Genomic DNA, 25,461 nt, shown 5'->3' on the forward strand with positions numbered 1-25,461 from the left:
TGCATTGCCGGGATTGAAACACCAAGTGCCCGGCATAGACTGCCATCAAGCCCTTACTCTGGCTTAGCACACATGGAGTGTGTCTGTCCTCCTGGAACAAATCAGAGCGAAACAGGATGTTTTTGCGTTCAGGTTTTAGCCTTATCGAGCTTATGGTCACCATAGCGCTCGTCTCTTTGTTACTCACGTTGGGGGTTCCTTCCTTCAACGCTTTGCTGCGCACTATTTCTCTCAATACTCAGGCTAACAACTTTGTTGCGGCCATCAACCTTGCCCGCTCAGAAGCCATTCGCCGCAACACGGTAGTGACCCTCTCCGCCTCTGCCGATAACCTGACCCAGCATCACTGGGAGGCTGGCTGGCAGATCTGGGTCGATGGCAACGGTAACGGCATACTGGATAATGGTGAGTTGTTGCGAGGCTTTCCCGACATGGGGGGCGGGGTATTGAGCAGCAATACCTCCCTGCTGCGTTTTAATAGCGAGGGTTTTCTTGATGGCCGCACTCCGTTGGCACGGGTATTTTCCCTGCGTCCTGATGAGTGTCGGAATGAGCCCTCCCGTGATATCAACATCACAGTGGCTGGTCGCCCTTCCATTACCGAGGCTAGCTGCCCATGATGCGAGAACGGGGTTTGTCACTGCTTGAAATCATGATCTCGGTACTGGTGCTCTCCATCGGTATTCTGGGCATGGCGACTCTGCAACTGCAGGCTCTCAAGAGTAACCAGTCGGCGCTGATGCGTACCGAGGCGACCCAGTATGCATACATGATCAACGACATGATGCGGGCTAATCGCAGCGCGGCTCTGAACGGGCAATACAATATCGACTTGGGCGAAACTGTCTCGGGTAGCTCTATGGCGGTTCAGGATCTGCAACACTGGAAGCGGGTCGTAGCCGAGCTACCAGGTGGCGATGGCGCCGTATCGGTCAGTGCCGGAAGGGCCACCATCACTATTCAGTGGGATAGCAGTCGGCTGTCGACTGATCCTGCGTCGCGCAGCATGATCCTGAGGACGGACCTATGAGAAGGAGCGGTTTGCCGCTACACCAGCACGGGATCGGCTTGGTCGAGGTGATGATCGCCTTGGTGCTCTCGCTGATAACGGTGGGGGTCATGATTCAGGTGTTTCTCGGCAATCACAAAACCTATCTCACTGGCGAGGCCATTGCCCGGGTGCGGGAAGATAGCGGATTTGCCACCAATCTGCTGCAAAAAGAGCTGCGTATGGTGGGCTATCAGGGGTGTCTCAGCAAACAGGGGGTCAATATCACCAATACCCTCAATAACAGTACGGCACTGCCCTACAACTTCACCACCTTTTTGCGTGGTTACGACAATGTGACGTCCACTTTGCCAGCCGAGCTGTCTGCTCTGTTCAGCGGTTCCGAGCCCAGACCCATGCCGGGTAGCGATATCCTGTTGGTTCAGGGGCCGGTTGGGGTTGGGGTTCCGCTCAGTCGTGATAATCATAACAGTGCCGCCCAGCTCTTTGTGCAGCAGCTATCCAGCAAGGCCGACTATTGTGGTTCCGGCGCACAGGGTTATAGCGATCTGTGCGAGGGAGATATTGTCATGGTCTCCGACTGTCAGAAGGCCAGAATATTTCAGGTCACCAAAGTACAGGGCGTGGCAGGGGGGCGTGAGGTCAATATCGTCCACTCCAATGACAACAAATATACGCCAGGCAATGCCAGCAGTTCCTGGGGGGGGGCCAGCAGCCCACCCGAGGAGCGATTCGGTCTTGGCTCGGTCGTGAACAGGGTGGAAACCCGTCTCTACTATATCGCCCGCCCCTCCGCCAGCAGCCCCTACGCGCTTTATCGCAAGAACGGGGTGGCTGCAGGTATGCCCCTTATCGAAGGGGTGGCCAATATGCAACTTACATTCGGCGAGGATCAGAACCGGGATCGGGCGGCAGATCGCTATGTGAGCGCCGCCAGCAATCCAAACTGGAACAATGTACTGGGGATTGGAGTACAGCTTCTTATGCGCAGTAACCAAGGCAATGTGGTGTCGTCTCCGCAGGCCCTTAGCTTTGCCGGAACCACCTTCCGGGCGACCGATCGCAACTGGTACTGGGTCGCCGAAACCACAGTTGCGCTGCGCAACCGGCTACCTTGAGGAGCCCAGTCATGATGGATCGACAGCAGGGGATGGCGCTGGTGATCAGCCTGATTTTTCTGGTCATGGTGAGCCTGCTGGGTATGGCCAGTATGCGTGGGGCGCAGTTGCAAGAGAAGATGGCGGGTAACCAGAAAGAGGCGCTGCAGGCATTGCAGGCGGCAGAAGCGGGCCTGCGCGCTGCCGAGCGCTATATCGAGGCTGGCAACTCGGGTCCCTATGACAACAGCGCGGGCCTGTATGAATTTATCGACACCGCGGTGGATCCTGCCTCCCCTTCGACCGCTTGGCGTACCTATACCAACAGTGGTCTGGCGGGGCGCGCTCCCGAATACTTTATCGAACGGTTGCCCTATACCCAGGGGGGGAGCGAGGATCTGGCAGTCGATGAGCCCATCAGTGAGCGTCGTCTATATCGTATTACTGCAAGGGGATTTGGTCTCTCTGACGAGAGCCGGGTGCTGTTGCAATCGACCTATAGTCGCTAGGAGGCGGTGTATGGGCAAACTTGGTTTTGGCCTTTCGGTGATGCTCTGCTGTGCTTCGGCACAGGCGGCGCTCGATATTGCCCAGGTTCCCCTCTATCTCGGCACCCGGGCCGATCCCAATATCATGTTTACCCTAGATGATTCGGGTTCGATGCATTTCGAGATCATGCCCGAGTCCTTGATCGAGAACGATGCGCGTTATGTCTACCCACGTGCTAACAAGGTCTATGGTAGCGATGATTACGATAATCGTACCGTGACCTTTGCTGCGGGCAGTAATCGTAATGCCTACACCCGTTCCAGCCATAACAACAAGCTTTATTACAATCCGCAGTTGACCTATCGCCCTTGGGTCAAGGCGGATGGCACCTTGATGAGTAATGCCAAAATTACCTGCGCCCCGCACAATCCATTGAAGAATCCCGATAGGTCGTGCCGTGATTTGACCAATGAAGGTACGGAGTACGCAAATGCCGATAACGCTACTTTCTATAAAAAATTTAATGATGATGAAGTAAATAAAACGGAAGAGTTCTGGCCTGCCGTCTATTTCGACTACAAAGGTAGCGGTGATGTCAAGAAGGTGAGTAGCTATAACAGGGTGGAGATAAGTAAAAGCACGTCAAGTTACCTTGGGCGGCCCAATCGCAGCGACTGCAAGAGCGCGCCTGCCTGTAGCTATGACGAGGAGATCCAGAACTTTGCCAACTGGTATACCTATTACCGTTCGCGGATCCTGGCAGCACGAGCTGGCATTGGGCGTGCCTTTGCCAGTCAGGGGCAATCGCTGCGAGTCGGTTTTGCCACCATCAACGCCAGCGGTAGTGTGATCCGTGATGTAGCCGCTTTTTCGGGTACTAATCGCAGTGACTTTTTCAAAGATCTCTATAGCCGAGATATTCCAGCTGCCGGTACTCCACTGCGGACCAGCCTCCAGCATGTGGGAAACTACTTTTCCAAGACGGGTGGCGATGGCCCCTGGGCCGTCAGTGCCGGTAGCACGCTTCCTCATCTTACCTGTCGCCAGAGTTATAACATCCTGATGACCGATGGTTACTGGAGTGAGGGACGAGCTTATGATCCTGACCCTGCGGTCGGTGACCAAGACAATGATGGAACCGCTGATACCTTGGCTGATGTGGCTTACCATTACTGGAAAACGGATCTGCGTCCCGATCTCGCAAACAAGGTTCCGACCAGCACGGAGGATCCCGCTAATTGGCAGCATCTGGTCAACTTCACGGTCGGATTGGGGGTCAACGGCACCTTGAACCCTGCCAGCGGGAAGCCTGTGAGTTGGCCCAGCCCCTACGGCTCCGATGCAAAGAAAATTGATGATCTGTGGCATGCGGCCGTCAACAGCAAAGGGAATTTCTTCAGCGCGGCAGATCCCGATACCTTTGCCGCAGCTCTGAGCAGTACCCTTGCCCAGATCGCAGCGCGCAACAGCTCCGCCAGCTCGGTAACCGCCAACGCAACCCGGCTGGACAGCAATACCCACATCTACCAAGCCCGCTACAACAGCGGCGACTGGTCGGGGCAACTGGTCTCGATCCCGCTTAACAGCGATGGCACCCTTGGGGAGATCGCCTGGGATGCCGCTACCTTGATCCCCGAGCCTTCGGCACGCAATATCTTCACCCGGCAAGATGGTGTCGGCATCCCCTTCCATTGGGATACGCTGAATGTGACCAACCGGGCTCTATTCAATGTCGCTGGTGACAACCAGGGAGAAAGCCGGGTCGCCTATCTGCGCGGTGAGCGCAGTGGCGAGCAGCGCAATGGCGGTGCGTTTCGCAATCGCAGTGATCTGCTCGGCGACATCATCAATTCTGATCCCGTCTACGTGGGCAAGCGTGATTACGGTTACAGCAGTGCAACCGGTCTGACCCAGACCGAGCGGGAGGGTTACCAGGCTTTTCTAGGCTCGACGGCGATTACCCGGCGCCCACCCATGCTCTATGTCGGTGCCAATGACGGTATGCTGCACGGATTTCGAGTCGCCGACGGTGTCGAGCGACTGGCCTATATCCCGTCCAGCCTGCTGGGCGAGCTGAATCAGTTGACCAGACCGAATTACAGCCATCGCTACTATGTGGATGGGACGCCCAGGGTGGGCGATGCCTATCTGGGCAGTCGCTGGAAGAGCATCTTGCTGGGATCCACCGGTGCCGGTGGCAAGGCGGTATTTGCCATCGATGTGACGGCCCCGGATAACTTCACCGCCGACAAGATGCTGTGGGAGTTCACCGATAGCGAAATGGGGGTTGCACTGGCGGCACCCACTCTGGTACGTGTCAAAGCCGACAACAAATGGGTTGCTCTGGTTGCGAATGGTTACAACAGCACCAGTCAGACTGCGAGGCTGTTTGTGCTGGATCTGGCGACTGGCGCCATCATCAAAGAGATTGATACCGAGGTAGGGTCTTCCAGCGAGCCCAACGGTCTATCTTCCCCCTTGCCGGTAGATCAAGACGGGGACAGGGTTGTCGACTATGTCTATGCCGGTGACCTGCACGGCAATCTGTGGAAATTCGATCTGACTGACAAAAACAGTGCCCAGTGGGGAAGTGCTTTGAAAACGGGCAACAAGCCCAAGCCGCTGTTCCAGGCTTGTAATGGCAGCTGCAGTGCCGGTACGCGTCAGCCGATCACCATGCGTCCTTTGGCTATTCGGCACCCTAAAGGGGGGGTTATGGTGATGATGGGGACTGGCAGTTATTTTACCAATGATGACAAACTGGTTCCCGCCACGCCGAGGCTGGAAGCGGTGTACGGTATCTGGGATACGGGGGCTACCGTGCTCAGTAGCCAGCTGTTGCAGCAGAGCATCACCCATGAGTTTGTGGCCAACGGCACCACTATCAAGTTCAACGTGAGGGTTGTCTCCAACCGGAATGTCAATTACACCAGCCAAAAGGGTTGGTATCTGCTATTGAAATCGCCAAGCTTGAGCAAGGGGGTCGGTGAGCGGGCCGTCTCCGAGATGCTCTATCGGCATAAGCGATTGATCTTCAATACCTTGATCCCGTCGGCGGATGCCTGTGACTTTGGTGGCCGCTCCTGGCTGATGGAGCTGGATCCCATCTCGGGGGCCAGACTCACCTACTCGGTGTTTGATGTTAACGGCGACGGGGCCGTCAACGATGATGATTACGTCGCGATCGAGGATGAAGCCGGCAATGACATCAAGGTGCCGGTCAGCGGCAAGCAATTTGATGAGCTCACCACGACGCCAAGCGTAGTGGAAGATGCCGAGATGGAGCGCAAATATATCAGCGGCTCCAGCGGAAATATCTCGGTCACGCTGGAAGAGGGGGCAGGCTATCTGGGTGGCCGCCAGTCCTGGTTGCAACTGGAGTAGAGGTTGGCATGGAACGTGGTTTTACCCTGATTGAGTTGATGATAGTGGTCGCAGTGGTCGCCATTCTGGCCGCGATCGCGTATCCCAGTTACAACAACTACATGGCGGCTGCCAAGCGGGCCGAAGCCAAGGCAGTGTTGCTGGAAGCGGCGCAATATCTGGAGCGGGAGTTTACTGCCAATGGCAATTACGACGCCGGTAACCTAGCCTCTGCCGGCTTGGCGACCCTGCCGAGGGATGGGGGGGCTGCGTATTACAATGTAGCGCTCAATGCCAGTGGGGCCCGTTATACCCTGACCGCCATTCCGACCGGTGTGATGAATGGCGATCCCTGTGGATTGTTGACTCTCGATCAGAGCGGACTGCAGGGGGTATCACGAGCCACCATGACAGCCACCGAATGCTGGTAGCGTTCAGTTCCAGCACTCGGCAGGCGTCTTGATGTCGGCCTTGTTGATAGTCAGGGTATCACAGGCCGTATTGCCGGCCTTGTCGCCGACCTGGGCCCCCTTGCTGGTGGCCACCAGTGTGTAGGCGGTGGCGCTGGCGCCAGAAATGCTAAAGGTGTAGTAATCGCTGGTTGGGTTGCCCACACTGGCTATCGCACTGCTGTAACTGGCATTGGAGATGCGAAATTCTTCTTGTTTGAGCTGCATGGTCAGCAAGCCCTTGATGGCATCGGCTCGACGAGATTTACGCAGACCGTCAGTAAAGCTCGGGTAGGCGACAGCGGCAATGATGGCAACGATGGCAACGACCACCATCAATTCCAGCAGGGTGATTCCGGATTGTTTGATTCTCATGGGCGCGGCAGGGTTCGTTAAACAGATAGATACTATAGGATAGTACTGACATCATACTCTACTGGCATGTGCGAAAAGAAAGGAGTCTTTAGCCAATGGAATTCGCAGAGGGGCGCTCAGCCGGTTTTACCATGATTGAATTGATGATCGCCATGGCTCTGGTCGCCCTGCTGCTAACCGTAGCCATCCCCAGTTATCAGTCATTGCGCCAGGAGCAGATAGTCAAGGCGGCTACCCAAGCCGTTTACACGGATATCATGCTGCTCAAGTCTGAGGCTATCAAACGTAATAAACCGATAATCTTCAAGATATTCAATGCGGGGCAGGCCAATTGGTGCTATCGCATCGCTCTTGATTCGGCATGTAATAGCTGCTCGGATTCATGTTCTGCTATTGAAGGTCGCAAGGGCGTTGATGCCAGCGAGTTTAACGGCATTACTCTGACGACAAACTATGAATTATCCGGTTCTGAAAATGCTCTTGAAATCAATAACCGTAGAGGCTCATTCAAAGATCTTCACGGCAGTGGCGGTTTGGGCAATGGTTCTATTTGTCTGAAGAACGGGACCTCTGAGCACAGGGTTATTATTGCCACAAATGGGCGAGTGAGAACCGAGCCAGTCACGGGGAGCTCTCCATGCGATTAGGTCTGGCACGAGGCTTTAACATCGTCGAGTTAATGGTGGCCATGGTCGCAGGTCTGTTTTTGGTTGCAGCCGTAACATCCTTGTTCGCCACTATTCTCAAGGCCAATCAAACATCGATGCAGGTAAGTCGTCTAAATCAGGAGTTGCAAAGTATCACGGACATGATTGCCCGTGATGTACAGCGAACTGGTTACGATCAGGGAGCTACTGTGTTTCTCAATGCTGCATCAGGCTCCAGATCCCCCTTCTATTTTGATACTGGCAGCGACCTGATGAATGAGACGATCACTGGTTCCAAGATTTATCGCTGTATCCGGCTGAAATACGATGATGATAACAATGGAACCCTCGGTGCCAATGAGATCTTTATTTACAGCTACGACAGTACCGACAAAGGGGTGCAGCTCGGTACCAGTTGCAGCACGGGGAATTTACTCAGTACCGATGACACCATTGAGGTGACTGACCTCACTTTTTCGCTGCTTGGAAGCAGTGCGTCGGCTGGCGCGAGAACGGTGCGCTTGGCCATATCGGGTCAGTTAAAGGCAAATAGTGCACTTAAACTCACCTTGCAGCGTGATATCAAGCTGCGTAACGACGGGTATTGATGCCATGAAACGTTATCTTGGCTTTACCACATTCACTATTACGCTGCTGCTTATTGTGATCCTGCTTGGCATCTCTTTGCTGGTGGGCAAGCTGATGGTTGCTGACCGTCGTGTCAGTCTTAATGAAGTACAGTACCGGCAGGCGTTGGCACTGGCCGAGCTGGGTCTCTCGGATGGGGTCGGACGGCTTGCGCAGGATGCAGCTTGGCGCACCCCCAGTAGCGGTATATCTATCACTGTTTCGGCTGGCAATTATACCCTGTGGGCTCTGGATGAACCGACCGTGATTGTCGGTGGGGCGAACGTAGTTCCGGTTAAAGTGCGCACTATGGCAACCCTGGTGGACAGTACCGCCAATGCAGAGGTTGAGGTGAAGGCCATCAAGATAAGCGTGTTGGCCGGCACTCCCGCAGCCCCCCTGACAGTTGCCGGTGGTATGGCAGTATCCGGCAACTTCACTGTGGTGGCCAACCCTAACGGTGGGGGGCCAGGGGTTCCGTTATCTGTCTGGACGAATGGCAATGTGGATTTGACCAATGGTTCTGGTCAGACTTGCCATCAGGGAGACTACAGCGGCGGGTGCAGTACCTACATTAGCCAGAAGGGTGATAAGCAGTCGGACATCAAAGATAATGATACGGCATTCCCCACAGACCTGGTCTGGTATCTGTTTAACGAGAATGATGACGCTACGGGGTGGGCCAATCTGGAGTCACGAGCAGTACAACGGTTGAATAATTGCGACTCGCTCTCGACCGCCTCAAGCGGCCTTATTATCGTCGATGGAGACTGCAAACCGGGTGGGTCTATCGGCTCGGTTGCTGCGCCCGTGGTACTCATCGTTCGCAATGGCAATCTGATGGTCAATGGGAGCGCTACCCTCTATGGGCTGGTGTTTGCCTATTCATCCACGCCTGCTACGGCGACTACTGATATCAGCTTGAAGGGGGGGGCTATCGTCAACGGTGCCGTGGTGGCCAACTATCAACTGGGCAAAACGGCTAACGGTACCTTTGATGCCAAGTATGATCAGGCGGTGTTGAGCAATATCGAAAATGGGGCTGCGTTTCAGAGCATCAATCTGGTGCCTGGTAGCTGGCGCGACTGGTAGGAGCATGTATGAAACCGCACAAGGGATTTGGGCTGTTAGAGATTTTGATCACTCTGGTTCTGCTGGGAGTGGGGGTCGCAGGATTGGTGGCTATGTCTCGTTCGTTGCTCAATACCTCCCAGGATAGCCGCCGTTATGAGGTAGCCATGCGTCTGGCGGAGTCAAAACTGGATGCGTTTCGTACCTTCAATGGAGTGGTAAGCGCGGTTTCACCGCTTACTGCTTATAACAGTATCGCGGCAGGTTCCAGTTCGGCGACACCTCCTGATGGCGGTGGGACTTATGCCCTTAGTTGGACCGTCAGCAATCAGTACTGGAATGGTTCTGGCTGGCAAACGGCTATCCCGGCGGGTTATTTGCATGCCTATTCTGGCCGAAAGGTGGTCAATGTCACTGTCAGTTGGAGCGACAGCGTCGGGCAGTCCCATTCCTTGTTGCTTTCCGGTGCGGTATCGCCTGTTGAGTCATTAACCCAGAATCAGTTTAACGGGGGGTTGGATACCAGTCGTGAACCGCCCCATGTGGTTTATACCCCCGGGGTCGCGCCCGATGTCATTTCCATCCAGATTGACCAGGAAGGGCGCAAGCAAGAGACCAGCAAGCCATTGCCCACCGTGACCTCCAAGGATGGTTCTGTTGGCAAACTGGTGCAATTCGAGACTGTTACCTATAAGCCAGACAATGGTGGCAATACTCAACAGGTGCTGCAGGATCTGGCATCGGTCTCCTGTTCCTGCAGTTATGGCTCGAGTGTCAATGCCTACCTGCCCGGTAAGGCCATTTTGACCAGCAGCAACCTGTTGTACTGGAATGTGGGCTCCCAGGTTACCAAGCAGACCGGGGTACTCAACAGCAGTGTCAGAGATCAGCCGAGTCTCTGCACCAGTTGCTGCAAGGATCATTTCGATGGCAGCGGCAGCAGTTTCGAACAGTTTTACGCTCCACTCAATACCAGTCGACTGCGTTACAACAGTGGCCTCTCATCGGTCAATAGTGGCGATTATGTGGATGCCTGCCGCTTTGTCAGACTTGATGGTTACTATCGCCCGCTGCCTGACTGGAACCTGATCAAAGTTGTCGTGACCAGCGCTGATTTTCTTGCCAAGCCCGCAAACCAGACCAGCTATCAGAACTACATCAAGTACGTAGTTACTACCTACATCACCTGGCAGAAAAACACCCTCAACTGGACCGCAAACCCCACGGCCACGCCGCCGACGATCACCGAATTTGCAGAGTGGTTGCCTGCCAATGCTGCGACAGGGGGAGATACCAGCACCAAGATCACCATGAATACGGGGACCGCCCAGTTGATTGCTAGAGGTATCTACGTGGATCTGCTCTCGCCGGACAGTCTCTCGAAGCTCGATCTGACTTCTCAGGATCTGTTGGCCAAGGTTCCGTTTCAGGATATCAATCTGACCATGCTGGCGGAGTGGAGCTTGGTGCCATTGAGTGGCCAGTTGACTGGCAGTGCCTCTGACTATGTCGGTGTGACCAACGAGCCTGTCAAGACAGTCGTTGATCTTGGCAGCTATTATTTTGGTAGCTACAGCCGTGGTTATTTGTCCGCCAAGAAGAGCACCAAGGATGCATCCAACGTGTTGCAAAGTGCATCGATCAAGGTGACGGCCTACCAAGGTAACTCGGGGATCACAGCTTCACTTATCTCACCGGTAGATCGAAGTGAGGCCAAGGTCGCCACCATGCCTATCTCGATCGATACCAGCTCCCAGACTGTGCCAACTCTCACGGTATCGGGACGGATCGAGTGTCTTGAGCAGGGGAATGGCAACAATACTGCGCCAGTATCTTGCAGCAAAAATACCTTCGGTGGCTTGAATGTCAGTACCACAACTACGGGGGCTACTTGCCGTATTGATAAACCCCAGGCTAACAACCAGCCGGCTACCTATGTCTGTACGGCAGCGCAAAATAGTAGCTTGGTGGTGAACTTCTCCTACAGTGCACAGGGAAATAAAACTTACTTGTTGAAACCAGCTTCCCTCAGCATCGCCATGACGCCACCCGCCAACGGTCAGGTGATTAGTGGTCCTTGTGCCCTGCTGGTGGATAATGGTGTAACCAATGCGGCCAATCTAAGTTGTACCCCTTGAATCCGGGGCGCTGGCACAGCCAGCGCCTTTTCTTTATCATTCCCCATCATTTTCGAATACAAGATGCATCGCCATGGCAAAAGCCCTCTCTCTGATGCTTGCCCAGTTGAATCTGACGGTAGGCGCCATCGAAGATAACACTGACAAAGTGCTCGCTGCGGCGGCTCAGGCCGAGCAGCAAGGTGCCGATCTGCTGGTCTGCTCCGAGCTGGCCCTGACCGGGTATCCACCGGAAGATCTGCTGCTGCGCGCCGATCTGATGATCCGGGTCGAAGCCGCGTTGGCTCGTGTTGCCGAATGGCAGGGCAACTGTGCCATTTTGGTGGGTCACCCTTGGCGTGAAGGAGAGGCGCTCTACAACGCGGCTTCCCTCTATGAGCAGGGCCAGCTGATTGCCCGTTACTTCAAGCAGGATTTGCCCAACTACGGCGTGTTTGATGAGAAGCGCTACTTTACCGCGGCGACCGAGACCTGCGTGGTGCCGTTCCGTGGTTATCAGCTAGGGCTGCTCATATGCGAAGACCTCTGGCAGCCAGGCCCGGCGCTGGCCGCCAAGGCGGCAGGAGCCGATCTGCTGCTCACCATCAATGCGTCTCCTTACGATCAGGAGAAACCCTGGATCCGCCGCGAACTGATGACTGAGCGCTGCGATCAGACCGGTTTGCCGCTGGTCTACCTCAATCAGGTGTGCGGTCAGGATGAGCTGATTTTCGATGGCTGCTCCAAGGTGTTCAACAGCCAGGGTGAGTTGACCCATAAGCTCGCCCCGTTTGCCGAAGAGCTGGCGCTGGTACGTTTTGCTGATGGCCAGCCGGTGAAAGAGCGGGAACCGGCTGCGCCGCTGGAGCCGTTGGCCGAGACCTATAAGGCGTTGGTGCTGGCAGTGCGCGACTACGTTACCAAAAACGGCTTCCACGGCGCTGTGCTGGGCCTATCCGGCGGCATCGACTCGGCGCTGACGTTGGCCATCGCGGCCGATGCCATCGGGGCCGACAAGGTGCAAGCGGTGATGATGCCGTTCCGCTACACCGCCCAGATGAGTGTGGAAGATGCCAAGGAGCAGGCTGAGCGGATGGGGGTTGAGTTCAACATCATCTCCATCGAGCCGATGTTCGAAGGATTTATGACCCAGCTGGCGCCGTTGTTTGAAGGTACCGCTCGCGATACGACCGAAGAGAATCTGCAGGCCCGCTGCCGCGGCGTGCTGCTGATGGCGCTCTCCAACAAACGTCGTCGTATCGTGCTGACCACAGGCAACAAGAGTGAAATGGCTGTTGGCTATGCCACGCTGTACGGTGACATGGCTGGCGGTTTTGACGTGCTGAAAGATGTGCCCAAGACGCTGGTCTTCAAGTTGTGCGAATATCGCAACTCGGTCGACTATGTGATCCCGCAGCGGGTTATCGACCGCCCCCCTTCAGCAGAGTTGGCGCCGGATCAGGTGGATCAGGACAGTCTGCCGCCATACGACATCCTCGATGCCATCCTCAAGCGTTATGTGGAAGAGGATGCGTCCGTGGCCGACATGGTGGCCGAGGGCTTCGAGGAAGCGGTGGTGCGCAAGGTGATCCGCCTGGTGGATCTCAACGAATACAAGCGCCGTCAGGCGGCGGTCGGGCCCCGCATTACGGCTCGCAACTTTGGTAAGGATCGCCGTTACCCCATTACATCCGGGTTCGGCAAACAGAACTGGTAAGGAGTCACCATGAAGAAGATTGAAGCCATCATCAAACCGTTCAAGCTGGACGATGTGCGCGAGGCCCTGGCCGAGATCGGCATCAACGGTATGACCGTATCCGAAGTCAAAGGCTTCGGCCGCCAGAAGGGCCATACCGAGCTCTATCGCGGCGCCGAATATATGGTCGACTTCCTGCCGAAAGTGAAGGTGGAGCTGGTGGTGCAGGACGAGGATCTCGATGCCTGTCTGGAAGCGATCCAGAACACCGCCCGTACCGGCAAGATTGGTGATGGCAAGATCTTCGTCTGCGAGGTGGAGCGTGTCATTCGTATCCGTACCGGCGAAGAGAACGAAGACGCTATCTGATGTCGTTTTTGCCTCGTTATGTTCAGGAGAGCAAATCAAGTTCTGCTCTGATGTCCCGAAAGCGCATCGTGGCGGTGGCAGGCCTGCTGGCAGTACTCACTGCGTGCAGTACCCGCCCGCCGGCTCAGCCGGAAAACCTGTGCCAGATCTTTCGCGAGAAGCCGGAGTGGCACAAGGCCGCGCTCAAGATGAACGAGAAGTGGGGGACGCCGATCCATGTGGTGATGGCCATGATGTATCAGGAGTCCTCGTACGTACATGATGCTCAGCCGCCGATGCAGTATTTCCTCTTCATCCCGACCGGGCGGGCCAGTTCGGCTTATGGTTATGCTCAGGTCAAAGATGAAACTTGGGCGGATTACCAGCGGGAAACCGGCAACAGCTGGAGTGACCGCGATGATTTTGCCGACGCCATCGATTTTATGGGTTGGTACACTAACAAAGCCCAGCGGCTCAATGGCACCTCCAAGTGGGATGCCTATGGCCAGTACCTCAACTATCACGAAGGGTGGGGTGGCTACCGGCGTGGCAGCTATCGCAGCAAGGGGTGGTTGATGAAGACCTCTCGCAAGGTGGAAGCTCGCGCCCAGCGCTACGGCGCCCAGTACCGTCAATGCAAGGATCAGCTCTCCCGTGGGGGCTGGTTCTGGTAACCAAATCAGGAGTCAGAAATGCCGTTATTGGACAGTTTTACCGTTGACCACACCCGTATGGAAGCGCCAGCGGTGCGTGTGGCCAAGACCATGCAGACCCCGAACAAGGACACCATTACCGTGTTCGACCTGCGTTTCTGCGTGCCGAACCAGGAGATCCTCTCCGAGCGCGGCATCCACACCCTCGAGCACCTGTTTGCCGGCTTCATGCGTGATCACCTGAACGGCAACGGCGTGGAGATCATCGATATCTCCCCCATGGGTTGCCGTACCGGCTTCTACATGAGCCTGATCGGCGCACCAGACGAAGCCCGGGTTGGCGCCGCCTGGCAGGCCGCCATGAGCGACGTGCTGACTGTGCAGGAGCAGGGCAAGATCCCCGAGCTGAACGAATACCAGTGTGGTACCTACAGCATGCACTCGCTGGAAGAGGCCCACGCCATCGCCCGTCATGTGCTGGAGCGCGGTATCGGCGTCAACCACAACGACGAGCTGGCTCTGCCGGAAGAGAAACTGAAGAGCCTTTGAGGCGGATGAGCTATCGCTCATCTGATAACCTCTTCAGGGAATCTTAAAAGAGCCGGTCAGCCATGCTGACCGGCTCTTTCTATCTCGACCGACCGCAAAAATGGTGATGGCTTGCTCCCCTTGTCGACTCTGATTAGGATGGTTTTTGACCTGAACCTGTTGGCGGAGGTGTGATGATGAAAGGGGTATTGCTGCGTTGGCTGGCCCGTTACGATGCGTGGTGCGAGGAGTGGGGGCTCACTCAGGAGAACCGGCGCTGCTGCACACCGGTTCGTTATGATGAGGACTCAAGCAAAGAGCGAGCTTGCGCAGAAGAGGCTGAGCTCAATCAAAATTGCGGGTCACGGCACCGGTAACACTGTTGTACTCGAAGCCGAGGCCGTCGGGGTGCTCCGGGAAGCGGCCGATAGAATCACGCAGGATATAGCGGCAGTTGTGATGCTCTAACCCTCCGATCTCAGTTTGGTCATCTGCAATAATAAGTTCGGAACTATAGTCAGTTTCAGTGTTGTTATTGTCTAAGTCAGGAACAGTCTGCTCTGTATCAAGTAATCCAGTGAAGAGTAGCTTGCAGTCATCTTCGTTGTTAACAGAGATCTGGTTTTCGTTAGAGCCAGGTGGAAATGTTGTATCTGGCGCTTGGTTATAGTCCTCTTTCGTGCCTACAGGCCAACCATAGCGATTAATATCAAGATCGCCTTTGCCAAAGCTACTCAAGTTGTAGAGCCCGATAGACTCCCCCTTCACTTTCACCGACCAGCCGGCATTTGCCAGTTGAACTGCACTGGCAAAGCTGCCAGCAGTCGCCGAGACCGTGCTTTTCAGGGCATCATCCTTGATATTGATAAAGCGTGGCAGGGCGGTGACGGCCAGGATCCCCAGCACTATGATCACCAACACCAGTTCAATCAGGGTAAAGCCGTTGTTTCTGTTGTTCATCATGTTCAATGACCCATTAAATACCGCAAACAGGTGTGAGTGATATGCAGCTGATAGATACCCATTGCCATCTCGACTTTCCGGTGTTCGACCAGGACAGGGAGGCGCTGCTGGCCCGTTGCCGGGCATTAGGGGTGACGCAGTATATCATTCCTGCCATCGCAGAGGATAACTGGACTCGTGTGATGGCACTGGCAGATCAGCATGACGGACTTTTTTATGGTTTGGGCATTCATCCCTGGTATACCGGTGAGCAGCGGGAGGGGGTGATGGAACGGCTGCGAGCGTTGGTGATGAGTCAACCTGCCAGGCTGGTGGCCATTGGTGAGTGCGGGCTGGACCTCCGTTCTCACGTGCCGCAGGAGGGGCAGCTTGCGCTGTTTGAGGCTCAGATCCGGCTGGCTGCAGATGCCGGGCTCCCCCTGATGATCCACTCGGTGCGCGCTAATGACACTGTGGCCAAGCTGTTGCGCCGCTTCAAGCCGCCACGTGGCGGGGTGATCCATGCTTTCAGCGGTTCGTTGCAGCAGGCGGAGGCCTTCTGGCAACTGGGCTTTCGACTCGGGGTGGGCGGGGTAATCAGTTTTGAACGGGCGAACAAGACGCGAGAGGTATTTCGGGCCATGCCGCTCGAGGCCCTGGTGCTGGAAACCGATTCGCCCGATATACCCTTACAAGGCGCACAAGGCACCCGGAATACCCCGGAAGCGCTGCCGAAAATAGCGGAAATATTGATGGCCTTGCGGGAGGAATCATCGGCGGATGTTACCAAGGTGTTATTTGAAACTGCCCGGCATATTTTCCATCACGACCAATAGCCACGAAACAAATTCGCAACACCTGATTTAGTTGTCAGAAAAAAAATGAGCATAAAAATCGTTTGCTGTCTAATTTTGTGACACTTGGACATTTTGATAACGATAAAATGTGACCAGCATTCTATTTTATCGGACTTTAATTAGTATAATGCGCTCCCCTTGATTAGTTGGGTTTAATAACAACTCGCTAACAAGCCAGGTGCTACTAGAGGAAGATAATAATGAATTTGTTCATGGGTCTGGTAGGGATGGCGACGCTCGTCCTTATCGCGGTGCTGTTCTCCAGCAATCGCAAGGCAATCAACGTCCGTACCGTTGTCGGTGCGTTCGCAATTCAAGCCGGTCTGGGGGCGTTTGTTCTCTATGTTCCGGTTGGTCGCGATATCCTGGTCGGCGTGTCCGACGCGGTATCCAGCGTGATCAGCTACGGCCAGAACGGGATCGACTTCCTGTTTGGCGGTCTGGTCAGCAACAAGATGTTTGAAGTGTTCGGTGGCGGCGGCTTTGTCTTTGCCTTCCGTGTTCTGCCGGTCATCATCTTCTTCTCTTCCCTGATTGCAGTGCTCTACTACCTGGGCATCATGCAGATGGTCATCAAGTTGCTGGGCGGCGGTCTGCAGAAAGTACTGGGTACTTCCCGCACCGAATCCCTCTCTGCAACTGCCAACATCTTCGTCGGTCAGACCGAAGCGCCGCTGGTGGTTCGTCCCTACATCTCCAAGATGACTGACTCCGAGCTGTTCGCCGTCATGTGTGGTGGTCTGGCTTCCGTTGCCGGTTCCGTACTGGCCGGTTACGCCTCCATGGGCGTGAAGATGGAGTACCTGATTGCTGCCTCCTTCATGGCTGCACCGGGTGGTCTGCTGTTCGCCAAGCTGCTGGTTCCCGAGACCGAGACCCCGAACTACGATGAAAGCTCTGCCGATGCCGAGCTGGATGACAAGCCTGCCAACGTCATTGACGCTGCTGCTGCTGGCGCTTCTGCCGGTATGCAACTGGCCCTGAACGTCGGCGCCATGCTGCTGGCCTTCATCGGTCTGATCGCCATGATCAACGGCATCTTCTCCGGTGTGGGTGGCTGGTTCGGTTATCCGCAACTCTCTCTGGAACTGCTGCTGGGCTGGATCTTCTCCCCGCTGGCCTTCCTGATCGGTGTGCCCTGGAATGAAGCAGTGGTTGCCGGTTCCTTCATCGGTCAGAAGCTGGTAGTGAACGAGTTCGTGGCTTACCTGAACTTTGCTCCGTACCTGAAAGACGAAGTGCTGATCAACGGTGTGGCCATGTCCGATCACACCAAGGCGATCATCTCCTTCGCGCTGTGTGGTTTTGCCAACCTCTCCTCTGTTGCCATCCTGCTGGGTGGTCTGGGGTCCATGGCGCCGAACCGCCGCGGCACCATTGCACGCTTTGGTCTGAAAGCCGTACTGGCTGGCTCTCTGTCCAACCTGATGTCTGCCACTATCGCAGGCTTCTTCCTGGCACTGTCCGGCATGTAATCGCCGCCTGACTGACAGGGTATAAACACGAACGCCACGGCATCTGCCGTGGCGTTCGTGTATGGAGCGGTGACAACCGTTTTCCTATCTAAACTAATAATAAAATGAGTCAAATCGGAGGTTATATGAATGAAGTGCTACTGGCGATGGTGGCCGGCTTTATAGTTGGTTTGTTGTTTTCTTTCCTCAAATTGCCGATCCCGGCGCCTCCCGTTTTATCCGGGGTAATGGGGATCGTCGGGGTCTATCTGGGGGGATTGGCCTACTCCTGGATCCTGACTCGTTTCTTTTCGTAAGGCTTTTATAGACCTGGATTTGCCAGATGTGAGGTACCTCTGAAATTGGCAAATCTGGCTTGCAAACAGGGGGTATCTCGGCTGAAATAGGCGTTGCCAGCAGGGTGCTGGCAATGACTAATACTCGATGAAATCGGGTGTTGGCGGTCAAATGGAATTGATTGGGAAGTCGGGTCAGATGTTGTCGGCCATTCTCAAGTCTTCATGGAACCAAGTCCGCACTTTTGTAAGAAAGTGACAGGGCTCTTGCCTTATTTACAGTCGCAGTGCCTGCAGGGTGTTTTGAATAGCATCCCGATAGTGCCGGTGCCTTCGCACTGTAATTCCATTCCCGTATAGCTGGGGATTACTGCCTGTGCATCCATCGCTGGATGGTATGGTGGTGCCCGGTTATCTGGATTAAATCGAGACTTTGGAGAACAGAATGACTGATCTGAAAGTGGCCGCTCAGCGCGCCCTGAACCTGATGGACCTGACCACCCTGAACGATGACGACACCGATCAGAAGGTGATCGACCTGTGCCATAAGGCCAAGTCACCGGCTGGCCTGACCGCCGCCGTCTGCATCTACCCCCGTTTTATCCCTATCGCTCGCAAGACCCTGCGTGAGATCGGCGCTGCCGACGTACGCATTGCGACCGTGACCAACTTCCCGCACGGCAACGACGATATCGAGATCGCCGTGGCCGAGACCCGTGCCGCTGTCGCCTACGGTGCTGATGAAGTGGACGTAGTGTTCCCGTATCGCGCCTTCATGGCCGGTAATGAACAGATCGGTTTTGATCTGGTCAAAGCCTGTAAAGAGGCCTGCGGTGCCAACGTGCTGCTGAAAGTGATCATCGAAACCGGCGAGCTGAAAGAAGAGGCGCTGATCCGTCGCGCTTCCGAGATCTGTATCGATGCTGGTGCCGACTTCATCAAGACCTCCACCGGCAAGGTGCCGGTCAATGCGACCCCAGAAGCGGCCCGCATCATGATGGAAGTGATCAAGGCCAAGAATCCGAAAGTCGGCTTCAAGCCAGCTGGTGGCGTGAAAGATGCCGCCGTTGCCGGTCAGTACCTGGCCATGGCCGAAGAGATCCTCGGCAACGACTGGGTATCCGCCCGTACCTTCCGCTTTGGTGCATCCAGCCTGCTGGCCAGTCTGCTGGCCACTCTGGGGCATGGCGACAAGCCGGCCAACACCAGCGGTTACTAATAGGTCGATGAGAGGGCGGACAGCTGTCCGCCCTGTTAGCCCCCACCATGCGGTGTGCGGGCAAAGATTCAGGCTTGTGTAACGCCAGCAATGGCGGAGGGAATGAAAGATGTTTTTGCCTCAAGAAATTATTCGCAAGAAGCGCAACGGTGAAGCGCTCAGTACCCAAGAAATTCAATTCTTCGTTCAGGGCATTACCAACAACACCATCGGTGAGGGGCAGATTGCCGCGCTGGCGATGGCGGTCTACTTCAAAGACATGACCATGGATGAGCGGGTTGCCCTGACCTGCGCCATGCGCGACTCCGGCATGGTATTGGCCTGGGATCACCTCAATCTGGGTGGCCCGATTGTCGACAAGCACTCCACCGGCGGGGTGGGTGACGTTGTCTCCCTGATGCTTGGCCCGATGGTCGCTGCCTGCGGCGGTTTCGTGCCGATGATCTCCGGCCGTGGTCTGGGCCACACCGGCGGCACCCTCGACAAGCTGGACGCCATTCCCGGCTACCAGACCTCGGTCGACAACGACCGTTTCCTGAAAGTGGTGAAAGAGGCGGGCGTGGCCATCATCGGCCAGACCGGCGATCTTGCCCCCGCTGACAAGCGTATCTATGCAGTACGTGACATTACTGCCACCGTCGAATCCATCGCGATGATCACCGGCTCCATCCTCTCCAAGAAGCTCGCCTCCGGGCTCGAAGCGCTGGTGATGGATGTGAAAGTGGGCTCCGGCGCCTTTATGCCAACCTTCGAAGCCTCCGAAGAGCTGGCCAAGAGCATTGTGGCCGTGGCCAACGGTGCCGGTTGCCGCACCTCTGCGCTCTTGACCGACATGAACCAGGTGCTGGCCTCCAGCGCCGGTAACGCGGTGGAAGTACGTGAAGCGGTGCGCTACCTGACCGGTGAATACCGCAACCCGCGCATCCACGAAGTGACCATGGCGCTGTGCGCCGAGATGCTGATCTCCGCCGGTCTGGCCAGCGACGAGCGCGATGCCCGCACCAAGCTGCAGGCGGTGCTGGATAACGGCAAGGCGGCCGAGATCTTCGGTCGCATGGTGACAGGTCTCGGTGGCCCGGCCGATTTCATGGAGCGTTACGACGCTTACCTGCCCAAGGCAGCCATCGTACGCCCGGTCTTCGCGGCCAACAGCGGCTTCGTGACCGCCATGGATACCCGCGAGCTGGGTCTGGCGGTGGTCGCCATGGGCGGTGGTCGCCGCGCTGCCGGTGACAAACTTGATTATGCGGTCGGTCTGACCGACTTTATCCGCCTGGGTCAAAGCGTTGATGCTGACAAGCCGATCGCGATGATCCACGCTCAGACTGAAGAGCAATATGCTCAGGCTGCCAGCATGGTGCAGGCGGCTGTCCGGATTGGTGGCGAACGGCCGGAGGCACTGCCTGAAGTGTACCGCCGTATCACCCTGGCCGATTTGTAACAAGGGGAAGACCCATGAAACGTACCTTTATTCTGATGATGGACTCTTTCGGTATTGGCGCTGCTGCTGACGCCGACAAGTTCGGAGATGTGGGCGCCAACACCCTTGGCCATATCGCCAAGGCGTGTGCGGCAGGTGAAATTGAAGGCCGTGGCGCCCTCAATCTGCCCAACCTCAACAAGCTGGGTCTGGGCCACGCCTGCGAGCAGGCTTCCGGCTACTTCCCGGAAGGGCTGAAAAAAGATATCGAGGTAGTCGGTGCCTACGGCTTTGCGCAGGAGCTCTCCTCCGGCAAGGATACCCCGTCCGGTCACTGGGAGATCGCTGGTGTGCCCGTGCTGTTCGAGTGGGGCTACTTCAAGGATCACCACAACAGCTTCCCGCAGGAGCTGCTGGACGCCATCGTCGAGAAGGCTGGTCTGCCGGGTTATCTCGGCAACTGCCACGCCTCCGGTACCCAGGTGCTGGACGATCTGGGCGAAGAGCACATGAAGACCGGCAAGCCGATCCTCTACACCTCTGCCGACTCCGTGTTCCAGATTGCCTGCCACGAAGAGACCTACGGCCTCGAGAATCTCTATGAGCTGTGCCACATCGTGCGCGAGCTGCTGGAGCCCTACAACATCGGCCGCGTGATTGCGCGTCCGTTCGTGGGCAGTGGCAAGGGCAACTTCAAGCGTACCGGCAACCGTCACGACTACTCAGTGCTGCCACCGGCGCCGACCGTGCTGGATTACATGAAAGATGCGGGCGGTCAGGTGGTCTCCATCGGCAAGATTGCCGACATCTATGCCCAGCAGGGCATCACCAAGCAGGTGAAAGGGACCGGTCTGACCGAGCTGTGGGATCGCACGCTGGAAGAGGTGAAAGCGGCCGGTGACAACACCATCGTCTTCACCAACTTTGTGGACTTCGACTCCTCCTACGGCCACCGCCGTGATGTTGCCGGTTATGCCGGTGCGCTGGAGTATTTCGATTCCCGCCTGCCGGAGCTGTTTGAGCTGCTGCAAGATGGCGACGTGGTGGTGCTGACTGCCGATCACGGCTGTGACCCGACCTGGGGTGGGACCGACCACACCCGCGAATACATTCCGGTGCTGTTCTTCGGCAAGCCGGTCAAGGCCGGCTCCGTCGGTCGTCGCGAGACCTTTGCCGATATCGGCCAGAGCATCGCGGCTTACCACGGCCTGCCGAAACTGGCGTACGGTACCAGCTTCCTGTAATTTACCCGCCCGCCACTTCGGCGGCGGGCAATTTATAAAACAATAAAACTCAACCTAGTGTGAAGGAATCAAGAGAATGGCAACTCCTCATATCAATGCGAAAGATGGCGCCTTTGCTGATACCGTGCTGATGCCGGGCGACCCCCTGCGCGCCAAGTACATCGCTGAAACTTTCCTGGAGAACGTCGAGCAGATCTGCGACGTGCGCAACATGTTCGGTTTCACCGGTACCTACAAGGGCCGTCGTATCTCCGTCATGGGCCACGGCATGGGTATCCCCTCCTGCTCCATCTACGCAAAAGAGCTGATCACCGATTACGGTGTGAAGACCCTGATCCGCGTGGGCTCCTGTGGCGCTGTGCGTGAAGACGTGAAACTGCGTGACGTGGTGATCGGTATGGGTGCCTGCACCGATTCCAAAGTAAACCGTCTGCGCTTCAAAGATCACGACTTCGCTGCCATCGCCGACTTCGACCTGGTTGCCAATGCCGTGCAGGCCGCCAAGAACAAGGGCGTTGCCGTGCGTGTGGGTAACATCTTCTCCGCCGACCTGTTCTACACCCCGGACCCCTCCATGTTCGACGTCATGGAAAAATACGGCATCCTGGGTGTCGAGATGGAAGCCGCCGGTATCTACGGCGTGGCCGCAGAGTACGGTGCCAAGGCGCTGACCATCTGCACCGTCTCCGACCATATCCGTACCGGTGAGCAGACCACCTCTGAAGAGCGTCAGCTGACCTTCAACGACATGATCGAAATCGCACTGGATTCCGTCCTGTTGGGCGACAACTAATCCCGCAGCCTCTGGAACCATGCAAAAACGGCGACCTCTGGTCGCCGTTTCTTTATCCGTTTACTGCGCCGGATCATTGTTGGTTGGCGGCGGGGAGGGGGGAGGACTTCGTTTTTTGTGCTTGCGCACTCGCATATAGTTGCGACGAATGCCATAGGAGATAAGCAGACCTGCCAGCAGCGCAATCAGCAATATCAGCCGCTGTTTCTCCTGAATCGTTTTGAGTCTGGTGTCCTTGTCCGCCAGCATCTGCTGCTCTTCCAGGGTGATGCGCAGGTAGCCCAGTGTCTGATCGCCATCCAGGACCTCCTGTACGAACTGGATCCGCCCCTTGCCTTGTTCCGGCATCGATTTGTTATTGTCACCGATGGGTAGCAGGCTCTCCAGCGGTACGGCCTGTTCCGACTGGGCGAGGGGAATGCCGCGTCCATCATAGAGTGTGACATCGAGGATCTCCGGCTCGGTCGCCAGATCCCGGGCCAGCCGTTCCAGCTCACTGCTGTTCTCCTCCTTGAGCCAGCGCTTCATGTCGCGGGCAGCATAGGCGACCAGTGCCTGGGCGCGGTTGCGTGCTTCGGTGTGCAGCGCAGCCTGGCTCTCTCCCTGCATATGAAGGAGAACAACCAGTACCCAGCAGCCGAGCAGCAGGCCGGCTACCAGACTGAGTACACGTTTGATGGGAAGATGACGCTGCAAGCGCGAGACCTCATGCTGACAATGAGTGCCGGATCTTGGCGCTTGCCTGCGCAAAAAGCAATACGCTACTCTGGGTCAGCATTGTTAACCCCCTGATCACCAAGGAAGGCGTATCTCTTATGTTGTTGTCCCGGCTCCCCCCTCTGTTATCCGATTGGCCTGCGTTGTTGTCCGGCTCACCCTGTTGGCAGCTCAACGCCGATGCGTTGCAACCGACAGAGACCCCGCAGGCGGGCGGCTGGTTGGTACTGTTTGGCAAGGGGCTGGGCGCCTCCCATCTGACGCATCTGTCACCACTGTTGGCTGCGCAGGGGCTGGTGGCCACCCTCTATCCTCCCACCGAGGTGACGGAGGTGCCGCTGCTGCTGCTTGGCTGCGATCGCTTCTCTTCCGAGTTGGTGGCCGAGCTCAAGAGCGGTGAGTGGGAGATCGATCTCTGCCACCTGCCGGCACTCCCCACCCTGAGCGAACCCGGCCTGTTGGTGATGGACATGGATTCCACCGCGATCCGTATCGAGTGCATCGACGAGATCGCGCGGCTGGCGGGGGTCGGCGATCAGGTGGCGGCGGTAACAGCTGCTGCCATGCAGGGCAAACTGGAGTTCTCCGACAGTCTGCGCAACCGGGTGGCCCTGCTGGCTGGAGCGCCGGTCACCATTCTCGACGAGGTGGCCGCCAACATGCCGTGGATGCCCGGCTTGCAACTGATGGTCGATACCCTCAAAGAGGCTGGCTGGAAGGTGGCCATCGCCTCCGGCGGTTTTACCCGTTTTGCCGGCGAGTTGCAGCAGGCGCTGGGGCTCGATGCCATCTTCGCCAACGAGCTGGCGGTGGAAGGGGGTCAGCTGACTGGCAAGGTGAGCGGGCGCATCGTTGATGCCAGCGTCAAGGCCGAGGTGTTACAGCAGCTTGCTCAGGAGTACGGCATTGCTGCCGCCCAGACCGTGGCCATCGGCGATGGTGCCAACGATCTCAAGATGATGGGCGTGGCAGGTCTTGGGATTGCTATTCATGCCAAGCCGCTGGTGCGGGCGCAGGCTGCGGCCACCCTCAATCATCACGATCTGGAGGGGGTGATCTGCCTGCTGGCGGCGCGGGCCTGCAGCGAACAACGCTGGGACAAGCGCTGACTGTGTTTCAAGGAGGAAACCAATAAAAATGGAATTGTTGCAGCAGTCTCTGTTTATCCCCTGTGGCGCCCATCAACTGCATGTTCGCCACATCAAACCCCGGGTCGCCGTGCATGGCGAGCCGATCCTGATGGTGCACGGCGCCATCGAGAACGGCCGCATCTTTTACACCGAATCGGGCAAGGGGCTGGCCTGTTTTTTGGCCCGCCACGGCTATCAGGTCTATGTGGCTGATTTGCGGGGACGGGGGCTCAGCACTCCGGCCATCGCCGAGCAGGCGGAGCACGGCCAGCACGAGCTAATCACCGAGGACTTGCCCGCCCTGCATCGCTGGATTGCCGAGCGCCATCATGGCTTCAAGGTGCACTGGGTGGCCCACTCCTGGGGTGGCGTCATCATGGCCTCGACCCTGGTGCGCTTTCCCGAGCTGGCGGAGCAGGTGGCCAGTCTGCTGTTTTTTGGTACCAAACGCGGCGTGTCGGTGCACAATCCCGAGCGCTGGCTGAAGGTGGATCTGATCTGGAATCGGCTGGCCCCCTGGCTGGCTCGCCGCCGTGGTTTTCTGGCTGCTCGCACTCTGAAGATAGGTGCTGACGACGAGCCGCTGCGCTATCTGCAGGAGACCATCCCCTGGGTCAAGTGTGGCCCCTGGCGGGATCCTCACGACGGTTTTGCCTATGACGAGGGGGCGGCACGGGTCAACTGGCCGCCACTCTGGATGATCTCTGCCAGAGCCGACAAGGTATTGGGCCATCCGACCGATGTGCGCCGTTTCAGCGACGAGATAGGCTCGGCTGCTCGTCACACCCGCCTGGGGCGTGATAATGGCAACCGGCTTGACTATGACCACATCAATATGCTGACCGCCCCGCAGGCGCAGGAGGATCACTTTCCCCGGATCCTGGAATGGCTGCTCAATCCGCAGGCAGCATGACAAAAAA

26 protein-coding genes are annotated in these 25,461 nt (G+C 56.7%); 23 read left to right on the top strand and 3 right to left on the bottom strand.

All coding sequences use genetic code 11. The annotated features are described in order from the left end of the window. Nucleotides 1–116: 116 nt before the first annotated feature. Genes tppE through tppA form a run of 6 tightly spaced genes read left to right on the top strand, consistent with a single transcriptional unit; the run spans nucleotide 117 to nucleotide 6,389 of the window. Nucleotides 117–620 (top strand): type IVa pilus pseudopilin TppE, encoded by a 504-nt coding sequence (gene tppE, locus G5287_RS09455; RefSeq protein WP_100646794.1) that lies wholly within the window; start codon nucleotides 117–119, stop codon nucleotides 618–620. Nucleotides 621–634: 14 nt separating this feature from the next. Further along, entirely contained in the window at nucleotides 635–1,030 is a 396-nt protein-coding gene (gene pilV / locus G5287_RS09460; RefSeq protein WP_421231203.1) for a type IV pilus modification protein PilV, read from the top strand. Next, entirely contained in the window at nucleotides 1,027–2,127 is a 1,101-nt protein-coding gene (locus tag G5287_RS09465) for a PilW family protein (RefSeq protein WP_421231204.1), read from the top strand. The genes pilV and G5287_RS09465 overlap by 4 nt, the downstream gene beginning before the upstream one ends. 11 nt (nucleotides 2,128–2,138) lie before the next feature. Then, nucleotides 2,139–2,615 (top strand): pilus assembly PilX family protein, encoded by a 477-nt coding sequence (locus tag G5287_RS09470; protein ID WP_123173790.1) that lies wholly within the window; start codon nucleotides 2,139–2,141, stop codon nucleotides 2,613–2,615. A 10-nt stretch (nucleotides 2,616–2,625) separates the two neighbouring features. Beyond that, nucleotides 2,626–5,979, top strand: a complete 3,354-nt coding sequence (locus tag G5287_RS09475; RefSeq protein WP_421231205.1) for a pilus assembly protein — start codon at nucleotides 2,626–2,628, stop codon at nucleotides 5,977–5,979. An 8-nt stretch (nucleotides 5,980–5,987) separates the two neighbouring features. Next, a complete protein-coding gene (gene tppA, locus G5287_RS09480) occupies nucleotides 5,988–6,389 on the top strand; it encodes a type IVa pilus pseudopilin TppA (RefSeq protein ID WP_100654567.1) in 402 nt (133 codons plus the stop codon). A 3-nt stretch (nucleotides 6,390–6,392) separates the two neighbouring features. On the opposite strand, the gene G5287_RS09485 is transcribed toward tppA, so the two are convergent. Further along, entirely contained in the window at nucleotides 6,393–6,782 is a 390-nt protein-coding gene (locus G5287_RS09485; RefSeq protein WP_100654566.1) for a type IV pilin protein, read from the bottom strand. A 95-nt stretch (nucleotides 6,783–6,877) separates the two neighbouring features. Here G5287_RS09485 and G5287_RS09490 point away from each other — a divergent pair, with 95 nt between their 5' ends. From G5287_RS09490 to luxS, 8 genes are all read left to right on the top strand, one after another. Further along, nucleotides 6,878–7,429, top strand: coding sequence for a GspH/FimT family pseudopilin (locus G5287_RS09490; RefSeq protein ID WP_216952860.1), 552 nt, complete (start codon nucleotides 6,878–6,880; stop codon nucleotides 7,427–7,429). A gap of 20 nt (nucleotides 7,430–7,449) precedes the next feature. After that, the gene (locus G5287_RS09495) at nucleotides 7,450–8,037 is read left to right on the top strand and encodes a PilW family protein (protein WP_216954532.1); all 588 of its coding nucleotides are present in this window, start codon (nucleotides 7,450–7,452) and stop codon (nucleotides 8,035–8,037) included. A gap of 4 nt (nucleotides 8,038–8,041) precedes the next feature. Next, nucleotides 8,042–9,148, top strand: coding sequence for a PilX N-terminal domain-containing pilus assembly protein (locus tag G5287_RS09500; RefSeq protein WP_216952861.1), 1,107 nt, complete (start codon nucleotides 8,042–8,044; stop codon nucleotides 9,146–9,148). An 8-nt stretch (nucleotides 9,149–9,156) separates the two neighbouring features. Beyond that, nucleotides 9,157–11,265 carry a type IV pilus modification PilV family protein gene (locus G5287_RS09505; RefSeq protein WP_421172253.1) on the top strand — a complete coding sequence of 703 codons (2,109 nt, stop codon included), beginning with the start codon at nucleotides 9,157–9,159 and terminating at the stop codon, nucleotides 11,263–11,265. Between the two features lie 73 nt (nucleotides 11,266–11,338). Further along, nucleotides 11,339–12,961, top strand: coding sequence for an NAD+ synthase (locus tag G5287_RS09510; protein WP_421231206.1), 1,623 nt, complete (start codon nucleotides 11,339–11,341; stop codon nucleotides 12,959–12,961). Between the two features lie 9 nt (nucleotides 12,962–12,970). Continuing rightward, the gene (gene glnB / locus G5287_RS09515; protein ID WP_005308848.1) at nucleotides 12,971–13,309 is read left to right on the top strand and encodes a nitrogen regulatory protein P-II; all 339 of its coding nucleotides are present in this window, start codon (nucleotides 12,971–12,973) and stop codon (nucleotides 13,307–13,309) included. Nucleotides 13,310–13,359: 50 nt separating this feature from the next. Beyond that, nucleotides 13,360–13,962: a lipoprotein gene (locus tag G5287_RS09520; RefSeq protein WP_041233948.1), complete on the top strand. Its 603-nt coding sequence runs from the start codon at nucleotides 13,360–13,362 to the stop codon at nucleotides 13,960–13,962. A gap of 18 nt (nucleotides 13,963–13,980) precedes the next feature. Next, nucleotides 13,981–14,490, top strand: a complete 510-nt coding sequence (gene luxS / locus G5287_RS09525; protein WP_033135492.1) for an S-ribosylhomocysteine lyase — start codon at nucleotides 13,981–13,983, stop codon at nucleotides 14,488–14,490. A gap of 324 nt (nucleotides 14,491–14,814) precedes the next feature. Here luxS and tppF read toward each other — a convergent pair whose 3' ends face one another. After that, nucleotides 14,815–15,432 (bottom strand): type IVa pilus pseudopilin TppF, encoded by a 618-nt coding sequence (gene tppF, locus G5287_RS09530; RefSeq protein ID WP_421231207.1) that lies wholly within the window; start codon nucleotides 15,430–15,432, stop codon nucleotides 14,815–14,817. A gap of 41 nt (nucleotides 15,433–15,473) precedes the next feature. Between tppF and G5287_RS09535 the strand changes: the two genes are divergently transcribed. From G5287_RS09535 to deoD, 7 genes are all read left to right on the top strand, one after another. Continuing rightward, nucleotides 15,474–16,247: a TatD family hydrolase gene (locus tag G5287_RS09535; protein WP_421231208.1), complete on the top strand. Its 774-nt coding sequence runs from the start codon at nucleotides 15,474–15,476 to the stop codon at nucleotides 16,245–16,247. A gap of 221 nt (nucleotides 16,248–16,468) precedes the next feature. After that, nucleotides 16,469–17,743, top strand: a complete 1,275-nt coding sequence (locus G5287_RS09540; protein WP_019445565.1) for a NupC/NupG family nucleoside CNT transporter — start codon at nucleotides 16,469–16,471, stop codon at nucleotides 17,741–17,743. A 125-nt stretch (nucleotides 17,744–17,868) separates the two neighbouring features. Next, nucleotides 17,869–18,039, top strand: coding sequence for a XapX domain-containing protein (locus tag G5287_RS09545; RefSeq protein WP_005340467.1), 171 nt, complete (start codon nucleotides 17,869–17,871; stop codon nucleotides 18,037–18,039). Nucleotides 18,040–18,463: 424 nt separating this feature from the next. Continuing rightward, a complete protein-coding gene (gene deoC / locus G5287_RS09550; RefSeq protein WP_005340468.1) occupies nucleotides 18,464–19,237 on the top strand; it encodes a deoxyribose-phosphate aldolase in 774 nt (257 codons plus the stop codon). 109 nt (nucleotides 19,238–19,346) lie between these two features. Next, the gene (deoA, locus tag G5287_RS09555) at nucleotides 19,347–20,678 is read left to right on the top strand and encodes a thymidine phosphorylase (RefSeq protein ID WP_227341916.1); all 1,332 of its coding nucleotides are present in this window, start codon (nucleotides 19,347–19,349) and stop codon (nucleotides 20,676–20,678) included. Nucleotides 20,679–20,692: 14 nt separating this feature from the next. After that, nucleotides 20,693–21,901 (top strand): phosphopentomutase, encoded by a 1,209-nt coding sequence (locus tag G5287_RS09560; protein ID WP_216952866.1) that lies wholly within the window; start codon nucleotides 20,693–20,695, stop codon nucleotides 21,899–21,901. 76 nt (nucleotides 21,902–21,977) lie between these two features. Further along, nucleotides 21,978–22,694, top strand: a complete 717-nt coding sequence (deoD, locus tag G5287_RS09565; RefSeq protein WP_040096807.1) for a purine-nucleoside phosphorylase — start codon at nucleotides 21,978–21,980, stop codon at nucleotides 22,692–22,694. Nucleotides 22,695–22,754: 60 nt separating this feature from the next. Here the strand turns inward: deoD and G5287_RS09570 are convergent, their stop codons facing one another. Next, complete coding sequence (locus G5287_RS09570; protein WP_216952867.1) at nucleotides 22,755–23,390, bottom strand: AhpA/YtjB family protein; 636 nt, start codon at nucleotides 23,388–23,390, stop codon at nucleotides 22,755–22,757. A 119-nt stretch (nucleotides 23,391–23,509) separates the two neighbouring features. Between G5287_RS09570 and serB the strand changes: the two genes are divergently transcribed. Together serB and G5287_RS09580 are read left to right on the top strand one after the other, a co-directional pair. Then, nucleotides 23,510–24,520, top strand: a complete 1,011-nt coding sequence (gene serB, locus G5287_RS09575; protein ID WP_216952868.1) for a phosphoserine phosphatase SerB — start codon at nucleotides 23,510–23,512, stop codon at nucleotides 24,518–24,520. A gap of 28 nt (nucleotides 24,521–24,548) precedes the next feature. Further along, nucleotides 24,549–25,454 carry an alpha/beta fold hydrolase gene (locus tag G5287_RS09580; RefSeq protein WP_216952869.1) on the top strand — a complete coding sequence of 302 codons (906 nt, stop codon included), beginning with the start codon at nucleotides 24,549–24,551 and terminating at the stop codon, nucleotides 25,452–25,454. Nucleotides 25,455–25,461 lie beyond the last annotated feature (7 nt).

It is taken from the genome of Aeromonas sp. 603079 (assembly GCF_049172135.1).
GTDB lineage: Bacteria > Pseudomonadota > Gammaproteobacteria > Enterobacterales > Aeromonadaceae > Aeromonas > Aeromonas veronii.